10 protein-coding genes, 1 tRNA gene and 3 rRNA genes are annotated in these 15,614 nt (G+C 37.6%); 10 read left to right on the forward strand and 4 right to left on the reverse strand.

Going from position 1 to position 15,614, the window contains the following annotated elements; genetic code table 11:
- Positions 1–2 precede the first annotated feature (2 nt).
- The 10 genes from FJR48_RS02620 (at position 3) to rrf (ending at position 11,175) form a co-directional block, all read left to right on the forward strand.
- The gene (locus FJR48_RS02620; RefSeq protein ID WP_152306617.1) at positions 3–3,131 is read left to right on the forward strand and encodes an efflux RND transporter permease subunit; all 3,129 of its coding nucleotides are present in this window, start codon (positions 3–5) and stop codon (positions 3,129–3,131) included.
- Positions 3,132–3,309: 178 nt separating this feature from the next.
- The gene (gene rpsP / locus FJR48_RS02625) at positions 3,310–3,537 is read left to right on the forward strand and encodes a 30S ribosomal protein S16 (RefSeq protein ID WP_152306618.1); all 228 of its coding nucleotides are present in this window, start codon (positions 3,310–3,312) and stop codon (positions 3,535–3,537) included.
- Between the two features lies 1 nt (position 3,538).
- Entirely contained in the window at positions 3,539–3,775 is a 237-nt protein-coding gene (locus FJR48_RS02630) for a KH domain-containing protein (protein WP_152306619.1), read from the forward strand.
- 5 nt (positions 3,776–3,780) lie between these two features.
- Positions 3,781–4,314 (forward strand): ribosome maturation factor RimM, encoded by a 534-nt coding sequence (rimM, locus tag FJR48_RS02635; protein WP_241856091.1) that lies wholly within the window; start codon positions 3,781–3,783, stop codon positions 4,312–4,314.
- Complete coding sequence (gene trmD, locus FJR48_RS02640; RefSeq protein ID WP_152306620.1) at positions 4,315–5,019, forward strand: tRNA (guanosine(37)-N1)-methyltransferase TrmD; 705 nt, start codon at positions 4,315–4,317, stop codon at positions 5,017–5,019.
- The gene (rplS, locus tag FJR48_RS02645) at positions 5,009–5,368 is read left to right on the forward strand and encodes a 50S ribosomal protein L19 (RefSeq protein WP_152306621.1); all 360 of its coding nucleotides are present in this window, start codon (positions 5,009–5,011) and stop codon (positions 5,366–5,368) included. Before trmD ends, rplS begins: the two co-directional genes overlap by 11 nt.
- A gap of 511 nt (positions 5,369–5,879) precedes the next feature.
- A 16S ribosomal RNA gene (locus FJR48_RS02650) occupies positions 5,880–7,392 on the forward strand.
- Between the two features lie 245 nt (positions 7,393–7,637).
- A tRNA-Ile gene (locus tag FJR48_RS02655) sits at positions 7,638–7,714 on the forward strand.
- A gap of 335 nt (positions 7,715–8,049) precedes the next feature.
- Positions 8,050–10,945 (forward strand): 23S ribosomal RNA (locus FJR48_RS02660).
- Between the two features lie 114 nt (positions 10,946–11,059).
- Positions 11,060–11,175 (forward strand): 5S ribosomal RNA (gene rrf / locus FJR48_RS02665).
- The 16S, 23S and 5S rRNA genes sit together here with 1 tRNA gene alongside, the layout of an rRNA operon.
- Before the next feature lie 11 nt (positions 11,176–11,186).
- Here rrf and aat read toward each other — a convergent pair.
- The 4 genes from aat to FJR48_RS02685 are packed head-to-tail and all read right to left on the reverse strand — an operon-like array spanning position 11,187 to position 15,565.
- Positions 11,187–11,867: a leucyl/phenylalanyl-tRNA--protein transferase gene (aat, locus tag FJR48_RS02670; protein WP_152306622.1), complete on the reverse strand. Its 681-nt coding sequence runs from the start codon at positions 11,865–11,867 to the stop codon at positions 11,187–11,189.
- A complete protein-coding gene (locus FJR48_RS02675; RefSeq protein ID WP_152306623.1) occupies positions 11,849–14,029 on the reverse strand; it encodes an AAA family ATPase in 2,181 nt (726 codons plus the stop codon). Before FJR48_RS02675 ends, aat begins: the two co-directional genes overlap by 19 nt.
- A 1-nt stretch (position 14,030) precedes the next feature.
- Positions 14,031–14,330, reverse strand: coding sequence for an ATP-dependent Clp protease adaptor ClpS (locus FJR48_RS02680; RefSeq protein WP_152306624.1), 300 nt, complete (start codon positions 14,328–14,330; stop codon positions 14,031–14,033).
- On the reverse strand, positions 14,330–15,565 hold the full coding sequence (locus tag FJR48_RS02685; protein WP_152306625.1) for an aminotransferase class I/II-fold pyridoxal phosphate-dependent enzyme: 1,236 nt from the start codon (positions 15,563–15,565) through the stop codon (positions 14,330–14,332). The genes FJR48_RS02680 and FJR48_RS02685 overlap by 1 nt, the downstream gene beginning before the upstream one ends.
- Positions 15,566–15,614 lie beyond the last annotated feature (49 nt).

The following is a 15,614-nucleotide window of genomic DNA, read 5'->3' on the forward strand; positions in this document are numbered from 1 at the left end:
ATATGTTTTCAAAGTTTTTTATAAATAGGCCCATATTTGCCACCGTCGTATCTATTTTAATAATTTTAGCAGGAATTATATCTATAAACATACTTCCTGTAAAAGAATATCCTGCAGTTACACCTCCGCAAATTAATGTACAAGCTACATATCCCGGAGCGGATGCAAAAACATTGTCTTCGACTGTTGCAACAACTTTGGAAAATGCAATAAACGGTGTAGAAAATATGACATATATTACTTCTACGGCATCTCCAAGCGGCATTCTTTCAATGAGTGTTATGTTTGAAGTCGGAACAGCTGTAGAACAAGCTAAAGTTGATGTTAACAATAGAGTTCAGCTTGCTTTATCTAAACTTCCTACAGAAGTTCAAAGACAAGGTATAAGCGTAAAAGAACGCTCACCTGATATGTTAAAAGTAATTGCATTTACATCAAAAAATGAAGTCCATGACACTACATATATATCCAACTATTTAACCGTAAACGTAATAGATGATATAAAAAGGATAAAAGGTGTCGGTGAAGCGATGGTATTTGGTGCAAAGGATTATGCAATAAGAATTTGGATAGATCCTCAAAAGTTGGCTTTTTATAGTTTGACAGCAGATGATGTAACATCAGTTATAAGAACTCAAAATAACCAATATGCAACAGGGAGTATAGGAAGAGAACCTATAAAAACAGTTACTCCATTTACTTACTCTATAACTACGGAAGGTAGGTTAAAAACAGTTGAAGCTTTTGAAAATATTATAGTTCGTTCAAATGAAGATGGTTCAACTCTTAGAGTTAAGGATTTAGCGCAAGTTAAACTTGGAGCCGATTCTATTAATACTGTAGGACGTTATAGCGGTGATCCAATGATACCTGTTGGTATTTTTTTATCTCCTGGAGCGAATGCTCTTGAAGTATCTGCTGCTTTGGATAAAACACTAGAAGAGCTTTCAAAAAATTTTCCGGAAGACATTAAGTATAAAATACCTTATGATGCTACACTTTTTGTAAAAGAGTCTATAAAAGAGGTTATTAAAACCCTTGGTGAAGCTATTTTGTTTGTAATAATACTTATATATTTGTTTTTAGGAAATGTTAGAGCGACTTTTATTCCGGTTATGGCTATTCCTGTTTCGGTAATAGGTACTTTTGCCGGATTATATGCGGCAGGCTTTTCAATAAACTTATTGACATTGTTTGGGATGATTTTAGCAATCGGTCTTGTTGTTGACGATGCTATTATTGTTATAGAAAATGTTGAAAGAAATCTAAGAACTAAAGACTTAAAAGTTAAAGATGCAACTATTGAGGCAATGAAAGAATTAACAACACCTTTGATAGCTATTATATTAGTCTTGTCTGCCGTATTTATTCCTGCAGCACTTACGGGTGGTTTTAGTGGAGTTATGTACAAACAATTTGCAATTACGATAGTGATGGCTGTTGTTATTTCAGGAATTGTGGCATTAACATTAACCCCTGCATTATGTGCTATATTCTTAAAACAACATGAACCTGAACCTATTTGGCCAATTAGAAAATTTAATCAGTTCTTTGATTGGTCTACAAGAATTTTTATCGGTATAACAAAACAAACTATACGATTGTGGTTTTTTTCTTTGGCTTTATTTGCTATTTTGATTTATGCAACTTACTCCATTATGAAAATTAATCCAACAGGATTAGTCCCTACGGAAGATAAGGGTATGCTGATGGTTTTAACATATATGATGCCAGCAACGTCATTAGGAGAATCTAAAAAAATAACTGCAGAAATAGAAAAACAACTTTTAGCAAATCCAAATGTTATAGGAACAGGTGCAATAACTGGTATCGATATAGCTACATTTGCCTATAAAACAGATGCTGGAATTATGTTTACAAAGCTTAAACCTTGGTCTGAAAGGAAACTACCTGAACAGAAATCACAAGCACTTGCAGGTCAATTTATGGGTCAATTTATGATGACTAGTAAAGAAGCATTTGTAGTCCCTGTTAACCCACCTCCAATAATGGGTATGAGTACTACCGGTGGATTTGAAATGTGGATACAAGACAGAACAGGCGGAAGTTTACATACTCTTAATAAATATACGAGTGAAATAGTTGCTAAAGCAAGTCAAGATTCAAGACTTAGTGGTGTAAGAACTACATTAAATACTAATACACCGCAATATAAACTAAGTGTAGATAATGATAAGGCAAAAGCTATGAATATATCAATTGATTCTATATTTAATACAATTCAAAGTACATTTGGACAAGGATATATAAATGATTTTAATTTATATGGAAGAACATTTCATGTAAATATTCAATCGGATTCACAATACAGAGCCACAAAAGAAGAATTTAAATCTGTTTATGTTAAAACTAAAGATAACAATCTAGTTCCACTAAGTGAACTAACAAGTTTAGATAGAGTTGTAGATGCAAGTGTAATTGAGCGTTTTAATATGTTTAATGCTGCAAAAGTGACAGGGAACCCAAATATTGGCTATGCTTCTAGTGATGCGACAAAGGCTATAGAAGAAATAGCTGAAAGTGTTTTACCTGAAGGCTATACTATAGCATGGTCGGGAACTACATTTCAAGAAAAAAAGCTTGAAAGTGAAGGAAATTATACATCTTTATATGCAGCTATATTCGTATTTTTAATTCTTGCGGCACTTTATGAGAGTTGGAGTATTCCTTTAGCTGTAATTATATCCATTCCTTTTGCAATATTCGGTGCAGCTCTCGCTGTCTTTTTACGTGGACTTGAAGCTGATATATATTTTCAAGTAGGGTTAATAACCTTAGTCGGGCTATCGGCAAAAAATGCTATATTGATAGTTGAATTTGCTATGGATAAATTAAAAAACGGTATGAATTTGTTGGATGCAACAATTGAAGCTGCTAAATTAAGATTTAGACCTATAGTTATGACATCGTTAGCTTTTATTGTAGGTACTTTACCTTTGGCTATAAGTAGTGGAGCAGGTAGTGCCAGCCGTCATATAATAGGTACTACAGTTGTCGGTGGAATGATAACAGCAATGGTTATCGGTGTTTTATTTATTCCATTGTTTTTTTATATTGTTCTTAAAGTAAAACAAAAAATATTAAAGACCAATACAAAACTTGATATTTAAATTTTTTTTTGATACAATTCGACTATCGTTTTGGCTCTTGAAATAATCCCTCTGTGATTAAGAGCTGTAGTCGCTTTAAGCGATAAACGCCAAATGGCGGTAAGAGGCACAATAAAACTACATATATTTTATTCTGCAGAAATACCCCCAATACTATTTTATAATTAGGAAACTAAAAATGACAGTAATTAGACTTACTCGTATGGGAAGAAAAAAACAACCTTTTTATCGTATAGCGGTAACAGATAGCCGTAAACGTAGAGATGGTGGTTGGATTGAGTTAATCGGACACTATAATCCAATGAATGATGAAAAAACTCTTGTAGTTGACAATGAAAGACTAGACTACTGGTTAAGCGTTGGTGCTAAAATGAGTGACCGCGTTAAAAAGATAACTGGTCGTTAAGATGATTAGTGAATTTGTTGCACAGTTTGCTAAACTTATAGCAACTCATCCAGAAGATGTTAGAGTTGAGTTAACTGAAGGCAATGAAGTTACTGAAATTGTACTTTTTGCCAATCAAGCTGATATAGGTAAGCTTATTGGTAAAGAGGGTAAAATGATTGGTGCTATAAAAACTGTTATCTCAGGTTGTAAAGCCAAGGATGGTATGAGTTATCGCATCAATGTTGAGGCTGTGTAAATAGCTTGAAACAGTCTGATCTACTTTATATCGCTACAATCGGCAAGACAGTCGGTTTAAAAGGCGATATGAAACTCCACATAAAATCTGATTTTCCAGAACAATTCAGAAAAGGTGCGTCTTTTTATATAAATGAAAAAGATAAACTAACTATTGATAGTATAAACTTTGAAAGAGGTTTAGTTAAGTTCGAAGGCTATTCTACACCTGAACTTGCAAAAAAACTGACAAATAAAAATCTTTATACTACTTATGAACAAACAAGAAAAGATTGCCGTCTTGAAGAAGGCGAAAATTTTTGGTTTGACATAATAGGTTGCAAAGTGTATGAGGAAGATGAGCTTTTAGGTGAAGTTAAAGAGTTGGAACGCATATTAGATGTAAATTACTTATTAATTAAAACAGATGAGAAACTTCTAGAGCAAAAAAAAGCAAAAAGCTTTTTAGTTCCACATAGAAAACCATTTTTAATCTCTATAGATGTAAATGAAAAAATCATTAAACTAAATGGTGCAAAAGATATTTTAGAAGCTTCATAAATGAAATTTACATTTGTAACACTCTTCCAAAATATTATTGAAGGTTATTTTAGTGATTCTATATTGAAAAGAGCTATTGATAGTAATATTATAAATATAAACTATTTAAACCCAAGAGATTATTCTACAAATAAACACAATAAAGTAGATGATACAGCTGTGGGTGGCGGAGCTGGAATGGTTATGAATCCGCAGCCTTTATATGACTGTTTGGAAGATTTGAAAAATAAAGATAAAAATGTACATATTGTTTTTTTAACTCCTGTAGCAAAGCAATTTAAACAAAATGATGCAAAAAGATTATCAAAAAAAAGTCATATAGCGTTTGTTAGCGGAAGGTATGAAGGTATTGATGAACGCGTAATAGAAAGCTATGCTGATGAAGTATATTCTATTGGTGATTATATTTTAACAGGTGGTGAATTGCCGTCAATGGTAATGTCCGATGCTATTGCCAGAAATATAGATGGAGTTCTAGGTAATAGTGAATCACTAGATATAGAAAGTTTTGAAACATCTCTTTTAGAGGCACCATCATTCTCTAAACCGGCGAATTTTAAAAATAATTATGTGCCTAAAGAATATCTAAAGGGAAATCATAGTAAAATTCGCTCACTAAAAATCGCCTTGTCTGAATGTAAGAGTAAATTTTTCAGGCCGGAGCAGCTTAAAAAGCATATAATAAGGACATCTTATGAGAAATAAGTATATTGAAAACTTTGAAAAAGCACAAACTGTTGAAAAAAATATTCCAGATTTTCGTGCGGGTGATACTGTAAATTTAGCAGTAACTATTAAAGAAGGTGACAAAACTCGTGTTCAGGCATATGAAGGTGTATGTATTGCAAAACGTGGTCAAGGAACTGGTCAAACTATTACAGTTCGTAAAATTGGAGCTAACGGTGTAGGAATTGAGAGAATCTTCCCAATTTACTCTGATTCAATTAACGAGATTAAAGTTGTTCGTCGTGGTCGTGTTCGTCGTGCGAAACTTAACTATCTTCGTAACCTTGCTGGTAAAGCAGCTCGTATTAAAGAACTAAGAAGCAAATAAGCTTCTTGGTTTTATACATACTTATACCTTAAAATTCTTTCTTAAATATCTTCAACCTTAAATTACCAGTAACTTTTTTCTACTAAAAAACGCATAACTGCAACAATTATATTTATTAAAATAATTTTTGTAAAACATAATAAACTAATTTATAAATAATAAAATGTATACAAAATTTGATTCTTTCAACATTTGTTAAAATCCTAAGCGGTCTTTAAGTAAATTCCTCCTATAATTCCCATCCACAAACGGAAGCAACCTAGAGTTTAGGTAAAAGCTGAAGACGTTTGAGATCATTGAAAACTAAGTAAGTGAACTAACTAACAACTAATAAAGAAATTAGTTAACGGTTTTAAAAAGTTTACTTTATAAAACACAATAACAACAACCGTCTATTCTATAAATACCCGGTATTTATAGCAATAGATACTTTACGTGTATATATTATATATAGTATATACATAAAACAAAGCCAAAGATTTTGATCTTGGGCTATGGAATCAAGCATTCAATTATGGAGAGTTTGATCCTGGCTCAGAGTGAACGCTGGCGGCGTGCTTAACACATGCAAGTCGAACGGTAACAGGAGGAGCTTGCTCCTTGCTGACGAGTGGCGCACGGGTGAGTAATATATAGTTAATGTGCCCCAAAGACTAGGATAGCCACTGGAAACGGTGATTAATACTGGATAAGCCTCTAAATCAAAAGATTGCGAGGAAAATGTTTTTTCGCTTTGGGATCAGACTATATCCTATCAGCTAGTTGGTGAGGTAAGAGCTCACCAAGGCAATGACGGGTAGCGGGTTTGAGAGGATGATCCGCCACACTGGTACTGAGACACGGACCAGACTCCTACGGGAGGCAGCAGTGAGGAATATTGCACAATGGAGGAAACTCTGATGCAGCAACGCCGCGTGGAGGATGACGCATTTCGGTGTGTAAACTCCTTTTATATGTCAAGAAAATGACGGTAGCATATGAATAAGCACCGGCTAACTCCGTGCCAGCAGCCGCGGTAATACGGAGGGTGCAAGCGTTACTCGGAATCACTGGGCGTAAAGGACGCGTAGGCGGGTTGTCAAGTCTGATGTGAAATCCTATGGCTTAACCATAGAACTGCATTGGAAACTGGCAACCTAGAGTATGGGAGGGGCAGATGGAATTAGTGGTGTAGGGGTAAAATCCGTAGATATCACTAGGAATACCTAAAGCGAAGGCGATCTGCTGGAACATAACTGACGCTAAGGCGTGAAAGCGTGGGGAGCAAACGGGATTAGATACCCCGGTAGTCCACGCCCTAAACGATGAACACTAGTCGTCGGGATGCTTGTCATCTCGGTGATGCACTTAACAGATTAAGTGTTCCGCCTGGGGAGTACGGTCGCAAGATTAAAACTCAAAGGAATAGACGGGGACCCGCACAAGTGGTGGAGCATGTGGTTTAATTCGACGATACGCGAAGAACCTTACCTGGCCTTGACATTGATAGAATACTGTAGAGATACGGTAGTGCCCTTCGGGGAACTAGAAAACAGGTGCTGCACGGCTGTCGTCAGCTCGTGTCGTGAGATGTTGGGTTAAGTCCCGCAACGAGCGCAACCCTCGTCCTTAGTTGCCAGCAGTTCGGCTGGGCACTCTAAGGAGACTGCCTTCGTAAGGAGGAGGAAGGTGAGGACGACGTCAAGTCATCATGGCCCTTACGGCCAGGGCTACACACGTGCTACAATGGGGCGTACAGAGAGTTGCGATACCGCGAGGTGGAGCTAATCTCTTAAAGCGTCTCTCAGTTCGGATTGTTCTCTGCAACTCGAGAGCATGAAGCTGGAATCACTAGTAATCGTAGATCAGCAATGCTACGGTGAATACGTTCCCGGGTCTTGTACTCACCGCCCGTCACACCATGGGAGTTGATTTCACCCGAAATCGGAATGCCAAACTGGCTACCGCTTACGGTGGAATTAGCGACTGGGGTGAAGTCGTAACAAGGTAACCGTAGGAGAACCTGCGGTTGGATCACCTCCTTTCTAGAGTAAGAGCAACTATTCGTTTAGTTGGCTCAGAAAAGTTCTCACGAACTAATTAGTTGTTAGGATGTTGCTTACTTAGTTTTCAGTGATCTGTGATCATTGAAAGATATAGATGTTTATCTTATAGGGATTTTTGCTTTAATCGAGGTGGGTTCTTGAACGAATGAGGAGTATAGTTAGACTATATGACGAATGAGAGAAAGGTTCCAACGAAGAAAAAAGAAAAAAGCACATAAGAAAGAGGGCCTATAGCTCAGCTGGTTAGAGTGCACCCCTGATAAGGGTGAGGTCCCAGGTTCAAGTCCTGGTAGGCCCACCATTTTTGGAAATTTGCACTTGATAAGCTTGCTCACATACTTAAAGTATGCTTCGCAATCTTCTCAAGCACAACTTCCACAAAAATACTAAAGATTAAAAAGTTTAATCCAAGTCTTAAATATTAAGATTTAGATTAGACTTTTATGTTTAAAGTCTTGTTCATTTAAAATACAATTGTTAAAGTCAACAACTATAGTTAAAGAAACTAGTTATAGATAAATTATTAGATATAACAATAGGTCAATTTAATTATAACAACTAAATAACTACAATAATAAGATTACTGACTTGTTTGAGGTATTAAAGTACATTAAACAAGGTAGTGAAGCGAATTAGAATAAAGATATTAAGGGCCATAGGTGGATGCCTTGGCTAGTAGAGGCGATGAAAGACGTACTAGGCTGCGATAAGCCTCGGGGAGCTGCCAAGAAGCTTTGATCCGGGGATTTCTGAATGGGACAACCCAGCACGGTGCGAATCGTGTTACCATCTTCGGATGGGGCGAACTCAGGGAAGTGAAACATCTCAGTACCTGAAGGAAGAGAAATCAATTGAGATTCTGGGAGTAGCGGCGAGCGAAACTGGAGTAGGGCAGTTAGTAATAGCATATTTGTTAGGTGAAGGATCTGGAAAGTTCCAACATAGAGGGTGATATTCCCGTAACCGAAAGCATTTATGTGGTACTAGGCTAACGAACGAGTAGGACGGAACACGTGATATTTTGTCTGAATATGGGGGGACCACCCTCCAACCCTAAATACTACTACTAGACCGATAGCGAACAAGTACCGTGAGGGAAAGGTGAAAAGGACTGCGGTGAGCAGAGTGAAATAGAACCTGAAACCTATGGCTTACAATCATTTGGAGCACTATTATATATAAGTGTGACAGACTGCCTTTTGCATAATGAGCCTGCGAGTTGTGGTATCTGGCAAGGTTAAGCGAACGCGAAGCCGTAGCGAAAGCGAGTCTTAATAGGGCGAATTAGTCAGATGCTGCAGACCCGAAACTGAGTGATCTATCCATGAGCAGGTTGAAGCTGGTGTAAGAGCCAGTGGAGGACCGAACCCGTAGGCGTTGAAAAGTCTTGGGATGACTTGTGGATGGGGGTGAAAGGCCAATCAAACTCAGTGATAGCTGGTTCTCTCCGAAATATATTTAGGTATAGCGTCATGTTAGAACCCTGTAGGGGTAGAGCACTGAACAGGCTAGGGCTGCTTACCGCGGTACCAAACCTTATCAAACTCCGAATACTACAGGGGAATCCATGGCAGTCAGGCGTAGGGTGATAAAATCCTATGTCGAGAGGGGAACAACCCAGACTAACAGCTAAGGTCCCAAAGTTTTATCTAAGTGGAAAAGGATGTGGAGTTGCTGTGACAACCAGGAGGTTGGCTTAGAAGCAGCCATCCTTTAAAGAAAGCGTAACAGCTCACTGGTCTAGCGATTCTGCGCCGAAAATATAACGGGGCTAAGATAAACACCGAAGCTTTAGATTTACACATTAGTGTAAGTGGTAGGAGAGCGTTCCATTCAGCATCGAAGGTATACCGGTAAGGAGTACTGGAGCGGATGGAAGTGAGCATGCAGGCATGAGTAGCGAGAAAAGAAGTGAGAATCTTCTTCGCCGAAAACCCAAGGTTTCCTACGCGATGCTCGTCATCGTAGGGTTAGTCGGGACCTAAGTCGAGTCCGAAAGGGGTAGACGATGGCAAATCGGTTAATATTCCGATACCGACATTACATCATTTGAGTGATGGGGGGACGCATAGAGTTAAACGAGGTCACTGATGGAAATGTGGCTCGAAGGGTGTAGGATGTTAAGTAGGCAAATCCGCTTAACGTGTATCCGAGACCTGACAGGCAGAACAATCTCTTCGGAGAGCGTTTTGAATCGTTGATACTGTCGTGCCGAGAAAAGCCTCTAAACGAGATGTAATGTTGCCCGTACCGTAAACCGACACAGGTGGGTGAGATGAGTATTCTAAGGCGCGTGGATGAATTATTGTTAAGGAACTCTGCAAAATAGCACCGTATCTTCGGTATAAGGTGTACCCTAATTGTTAGAAGACTTGCTCTTCAAAGCAACTACGGGTGGCAGCAAAGAGTCCCTCCCGACTGTTTACCAAAAACACAGCACTCTGCTAACTCGTAAGAGGATGTATAGGGTGTGACGCCTGCCCGGTGCTTGAATGTTAAAAGGATTGCTTAGCTTTGCGAAGGCATGAATTGAAGCACAAGTAAACGGCGGCCGTAACTATAACGGTCCTAAGGTAGCGAAATTCCTTGTCGGTTAAATACCGACCTGCATGAATGGCGTAACGAGATGGGAGCTGTCTCAACAATAAATCCAGTGAAATTGTAGTGGAGGTGAAAATTCCTCCTACCCGCGGAAAGACGGAAAGACCCCGTGCACCTTTACTATAGCTTGACACTGCTATTGGGATATTCATGTGCAGGATAGGTGGGAGCCTTTGATTATATGACGCCAGTTGTATATGAGGCATCCTTGAGATACCACCCCTGAATATTCTGATAGCTAACTCGCTGCAGTCTATCCTGCAGGAGGACAATGTCTGGTGGGTAGTTTGACTGGGGCGGTCGCCTCCTAAAAAGTAACGGAGGCTTACAAAGGTTAGTTCAGAAGGGTTGGAAATCCTTCGTAGAGTATAATGGCATAAACTAGCCTGACTGTGAGAGAGACAACTCGAGCAGAGACGAAAGTCGGTCATAGTGATCCGGTGGTTCTGTGTGGAAGGGCCATCGCTCAAAGGATAAAAGGTACGCCGGGGATAACAGGCTGATCTCCCCCAAGAGCTCACATCGACGGGGAGGTTTGGCACCTCGATGTCGGCTCATCGCATCCTGGGGCTGGAGCAGGTCCCAAGGGTATGGCTGTTCGCCATTTAAAGCGGTACGCGAGCTGGGTTCAGAACGTCGTGAGACAGTTCGGTCCCTATCTTCCGTGGGCGTAGGAACGTTGAGGAGATTTGACCCTAGTACGAGAGGACCGGGTTGAACGTACCACTGGTGCACCAGTTGTCCTGCCAAGGGCATAGCTGGGTAGCTACGTACGGATGTGATAACCGCTGAAAGCATCTAAGCGGGAAGCCAACTCCAAGATGAACGTTCCCTGAAGTACGCTTGAAGACTACAAGCTTGATAGGCTGGGTGTGTACGCACGGTAACGTGTTTAGCTGACCAGTACTAATAGTACGATCGTCTTTTTTTTAAGCTTCACTACCTTGTTTAGTGTATTAAGTTGCTGTTGACTTTAACAATTCTATACAAACAACTTATACAATCAAATATAAGTACATACTACGATGTATTTATACTTGATTGTCTAGGTGGCAATAGAGAGAGGGAAACGCCTGGCCCCATTCCGAACCCAGAAGCTAAGCCTCTCATCGCTGATAATACTTGTCCTTTCAGGATTGGAAATGTAGGTCGCCGCCTAGTTGATCAGTTTCTTATTTAATAATTTCCCAACTATGTTCTAATTTATCTATATTTACTTTATAGAGTCTATCTAAAAAATATGTCCTTGCTACTTCTTTAGCACCTAGACTTTTAAGATGTTCAGTCGGTACTTGACAATCTATAAAATCATATCCCCATATTTTTAAATGTTTGACTAGAATCGCATATGCAGCTTTTGAAGCATCACTTACATCTGCAAACATAGATTCTCCACAAAAAACTTTACCAACAACTATGCCGTATAAGCCACCCACTAATTTATTATCTATATAACTCTCAATAGAGTGTGCTAAACCCATACCGTGTAACTCTTCAAAGGCTTCAATAATATCTTCTTGTATCCAAGTTCCTAACTGCTCTTTTCTATTTATAGTTCCGCATCTGCGAATTACTTGTGAAAAATTTGTATCAAACTTATATTCAAATTTTTTCATACTTTTTTTAAGTGAGCGAGATAGTTTAAAATCATCTAACTCCATTATTAGTCTAGGATCTGGTGACCACCATAAAATTGGTTCACCTTTGTTATACCATGGAAAGATACCGTTTTGATATGCTCGTATAAGTCTGGAGGGATTTAAATCCCCTCCCCAAGCCAAGATGCCGTCTTCATTGGCATCTTCTGGATGAGGAAAGATAAGTGAGTATTTATTTAGTTGAGGGATTTGCATTTTATTGTTAATTTACCCTTTAAGCCTACTTCTACAACTCCACCATTTTTTAATTTGCCAAACAGAATCTCATCGCTAAGTTTATTTGTAATATTATCTTGAATATATCTTTTTAACGGACGAGCACCCATTTCAGGAGAATATGCTTCTTCTGCAATAAACTCTTTTGCCGCATCAGATGCTTTTATTGTTATTTTCTTAGATGCCAGTTCATTATTTAGCTCATTAATAAATTTTTCAACAATACCTTTAACTGTGTCAAGTCCAAGTTGAGAAAATTCTACAATAGCATCCAAGCGGTTTCTAAATTCAGGTGTAAAGAATGATTTTAATTCTTCATTTGCAGATATAGATGAATCTTTATTAAATCCCATAACGCTTCTTGCATTTGCCCCGATATTTGAAGTCATAATAAGTATTACATTTTGAAAATCTGCTTTATAACCGTTGTTGTCCGTCAAGGTAGCATTATCCATAATTTGCAGTAAAATATTTATTAAATCTGGATGTGCTTTTTCTATCTCATCTAAAAGTAAAACAGTATATGGATGTTTTTTTATAGTCTCTGTCAACAGTCCACCCTGCTCAAATCCAACATATCCAGGAGGTGCACCGACTAGACGCGAAAGTGCGTGTTTTTCCATATATTCACTCATATCAAAACGCTCAAAGTTAATACCAAGAGTTTTACTAAGAGATATTGCAAGTTCAGTTTTACCCACACCTGTCGGACCTGAGAATAAAAATGAAGCTATCGGTTTATCGGCAGGTGTAAGACCTGCTTTTGATATTTTTATAGCTTTTGAGACTTCAAAAACTGCATTGTCTTGTCCAATAACCTGTTTTTTCAAATCATCTTCAAGTGATGCTAAAACTTTTGTTTCATCTTTATCAATTTTAGAACCGCTTATTCCGATAATTTTAGATATTGTAGCTTCTATATCGCTAACACCGACCTTGGTTTTTGCTTTTTTGAGAAGATGAAATGATGCTGCAGTTTCATCTATTAAATCTATGGCAACATCAGGTAAGAATCTGTCTGTGATATATCTTTTAGACAATTCAACGGCACTCTCTAAAGCTTTTGTCGTATATTTTACATTATGATGTTTTTCGTATTTTTCTTTTAGACCTTTAAGTATTTCTATACTTGTTTCAATAGAAGGTTCATTAATATCAACCTTACTAAAACGTCTGCTTAGAGCTTTGTCCTTCTCAAATCCGTTTCTATACTCGGCAAAAGTAGTAGCACCCATACATCTAAGCTCTCCAGATGCAAGAGCAGGTTTTAATTGGTTTGCAGCATCCATAGTACCGCTTGTAGCACCCGCACCGATAAGTGTATGAATCTCATCTATAAAAAGAATGGCATTTGGATTCGATTTTAACTCATCCATAACACCTTTTAGGCGTTTTTCAAAATCACCTCTGTATTTTGTACCTGCAAGCATTGCACTTAGATCAAGTGCAAACAGGTCAGCTTCTTTTATAATATCAGGAACTTTGCCGGCAACTATATTTAAAGCCAGACCTTCAGCTATTGCAGTTTTACCAACACCTGCCTCGCCTACAAGTATCGGGTTGTTTTTTTTCCTTCTGCAAAGTATCTGTGTAACTCTCTCAATCTCGTTTTTACGTCCAATTACGGGATCAATTTTACCTTCCTTGGCTTTTTGTAACAAATCGATTGAGTATTTGCTTAGAAAACCTTCTTCGGCTTCTTTTATATCTTCTTTTACATTAGTATGGGAGATTATTTCTAAAATATCCAGTTTTGATATATTATATTCTTCGAGCAGTGTATGTGTAAAAGTATTTTTCTCTTCAAAAAGCGCTGCTATCATATCACCTATATCTGCAGAGTTTTGACCTGCACTTTGAATGTGTCTAACCATCGAATCAACTACGCGTGAGAGAGCTGCACTCTCATACGGTTCTATATTAATATTTTGTGGAAGAGGGTCAATATTTGTAGTGATATATATTTTTAAAAGTGAACGCATCTTCTCTACATCTCCACCGCAGGCGAGAATGATATACATACCCTCATCCGAAGCTAAAATCTCATAGAACAAGTGTTCTATGGTCAAATACTCATGTCTTAATTCTTTTGCAAATATAATCGAGTTTTGTATAACTGTATTTAGATTTGAACTTATCATTCTATTCCTCCTCTATAATACATTTTAGCGGAAAATTACGCTCTTTAGCACGTTTATGAACAGTTAATACTTTTGTTTCAGCTATTTCATAAGTATAGATGCCACAAATACCTTTGTCTTTTTTATGTACATCAAGCATAATAGCTTCAGCTTGTTCATAAGTTTTGTGAAAAACATTCATTAAAATATCTATCACGAACTCCATAGATGTATAATCATCGTTTAAAATAAGAACTTTATATCTCTTTGGAAACTTAATTTCAATCTCATTTGATAGTTCATGCTCAGTATGTGTACCCATTACGCGGCCGCCTTTATAAAATCATCTATAATATCTTGTGGATTTTCTAATCCTATAGATATACGTATTAAACCTTCAGTTATTCCTAGGAATTTTTTTTGTTCTTCATTAAAATCACTGTAAATAGTTGAAGCCATATGAAGCGCAAGTGTACGATTATCACCTATATTTGCCGTCAGTGTAGCAATCTTTGAGTTATTTAAAAATCTAAACGCATCTTCTTTTGTACCCATATCTATAGTTAATAGTGTACCGCAACCTTTTGAAAAAAGCTTTTTATATTTAGAATTTTGTTCACTAGATGCTAGAGATGGATGGTTTACTTTTATACCTGCTTTAGATAACTCTTTTGCAACTATTTCAACACTTTTAACAATTCTATCCATTCTAAGTGTCAATGTTTCAAGCCCAAGCATTGTTTGATAACTTGCATGAGCTGATGCACTCATTCCAAAATCTCTAAGTGCTCTTTTTTTTGCATTTGCTATTAGAGCCATTTTACCCATCTTATTTATAAACTTATGAACATCTTTGTATTTTTGTGTTTTAAACTTATCATCATTTTCATTTATGGCACGAAAGACTGTACATCCGCCAAGAGCCGATGTATTTCCGGAGATAATTTTAGTAGTTGAATATACAACTATATCTGCACCGAGTTCAAGAGGCTTTAGGCTAAGGGGTGTTATCGTATTATCCACTATTAAAACAACTCCGTATTTGTTTGCGATATTTGCGATTTTTTTAATATCGGGAAGTCTCATGTTCGGATTTCCTACACTCTCGCAAAAGATTATTTTTGTATTTTCGTTTATCGTATTTTCAATTGCTTCTAGCTCATCAACATCAAAAAAATGTGTTTTAATTCCAAATCGTGTTAGTGTTTCAGAAAATAGTGAATAAGTCCCGCCAAATAATCCTCCTATAGATATAATCTCATCCCCCATAGACAAAAGACTCATTGTTGCAAGAGTTACAGCACTCATTCCACTGCTTGTTGCTACGGCACCGATTCCACCGTCCATCTCTGCCATTACATTTTCAAGTTTTGCAGTAGTAGGGTTGCCCATACGCGAATACAGAGGTTTTTTTACACTCCCGCTAAAAATACCTTCAGCAGTATCTGCATCTCCATAAGCAAAAGATGCAGATGAAGTGATAACAGGACTTACAGGGCCCTCTTTATTCCCTATAGTTTGTACAAATTGGGTACAATATTCTTCAAAATTGTTCATTTTTTAATAACCTTTAAATAATGCAAGATTATAACAAATTAGAGATAAC

Origin of the sequence: Sulfurimonas lithotrophica, assembly GCF_009258225.1 — a bacterium.
GTDB classification, from domain to species: Bacteria; Campylobacterota; Campylobacteria; order Campylobacterales; family Sulfurimonadaceae; genus Sulfurimonas; species Sulfurimonas lithotrophica.

Bases quoted from the DNA above. Each gene is read 5' to 3' on its own strand.
- FJR48_RS02620 (WP_152306617.1), top strand. From the start codon at position 3: ATGTTTTCAAAGTTTTTTATAAATAGGCCCATATTTGCCACCGTCGTA.
- rpsP (WP_152306618.1), top strand. From the start codon at position 3,310: ATGACAGTAATTAGACTTACTCGTATGGGAAGAAAAAAACAACCTTTT.
- FJR48_RS02630 (WP_152306619.1), top strand. From the start codon at position 3,539: ATGATTAGTGAATTTGTTGCACAGTTTGCTAAACTTATAGCAACTCAT.
- trmD (WP_152306620.1), top strand. From the start codon at position 4,315: ATGAAATTTACATTTGTAACACTCTTCCAAAATATTATTGAAGGTTAT.
- rplS (WP_152306621.1), top strand. From the start codon at position 5,009: ATGAGAAATAAGTATATTGAAAACTTTGAAAAAGCACAAACTGTTGAA.
- aat (WP_152306622.1), bottom strand. From the start codon at position 11,867: ATGCAAATCCCTCAACTAAATAAATACTCACTTATCTTTCCTCATCCA.
- FJR48_RS02675 (WP_152306623.1), bottom strand. From the start codon at position 14,029: ATGATAAGTTCAAATCTAAATACAGTTATACAAAACTCGATTATATTT.
- FJR48_RS02680 (WP_152306624.1), bottom strand. From the start codon at position 14,330: ATGGGTACACATACTGAGCATGAACTATCAAATGAGATTGAAATTAAG.
- FJR48_RS02685 (WP_152306625.1), bottom strand. From the start codon at position 15,565: ATGAACAATTTTGAAGAATATTGTACCCAATTTGTACAAACTATAGGG.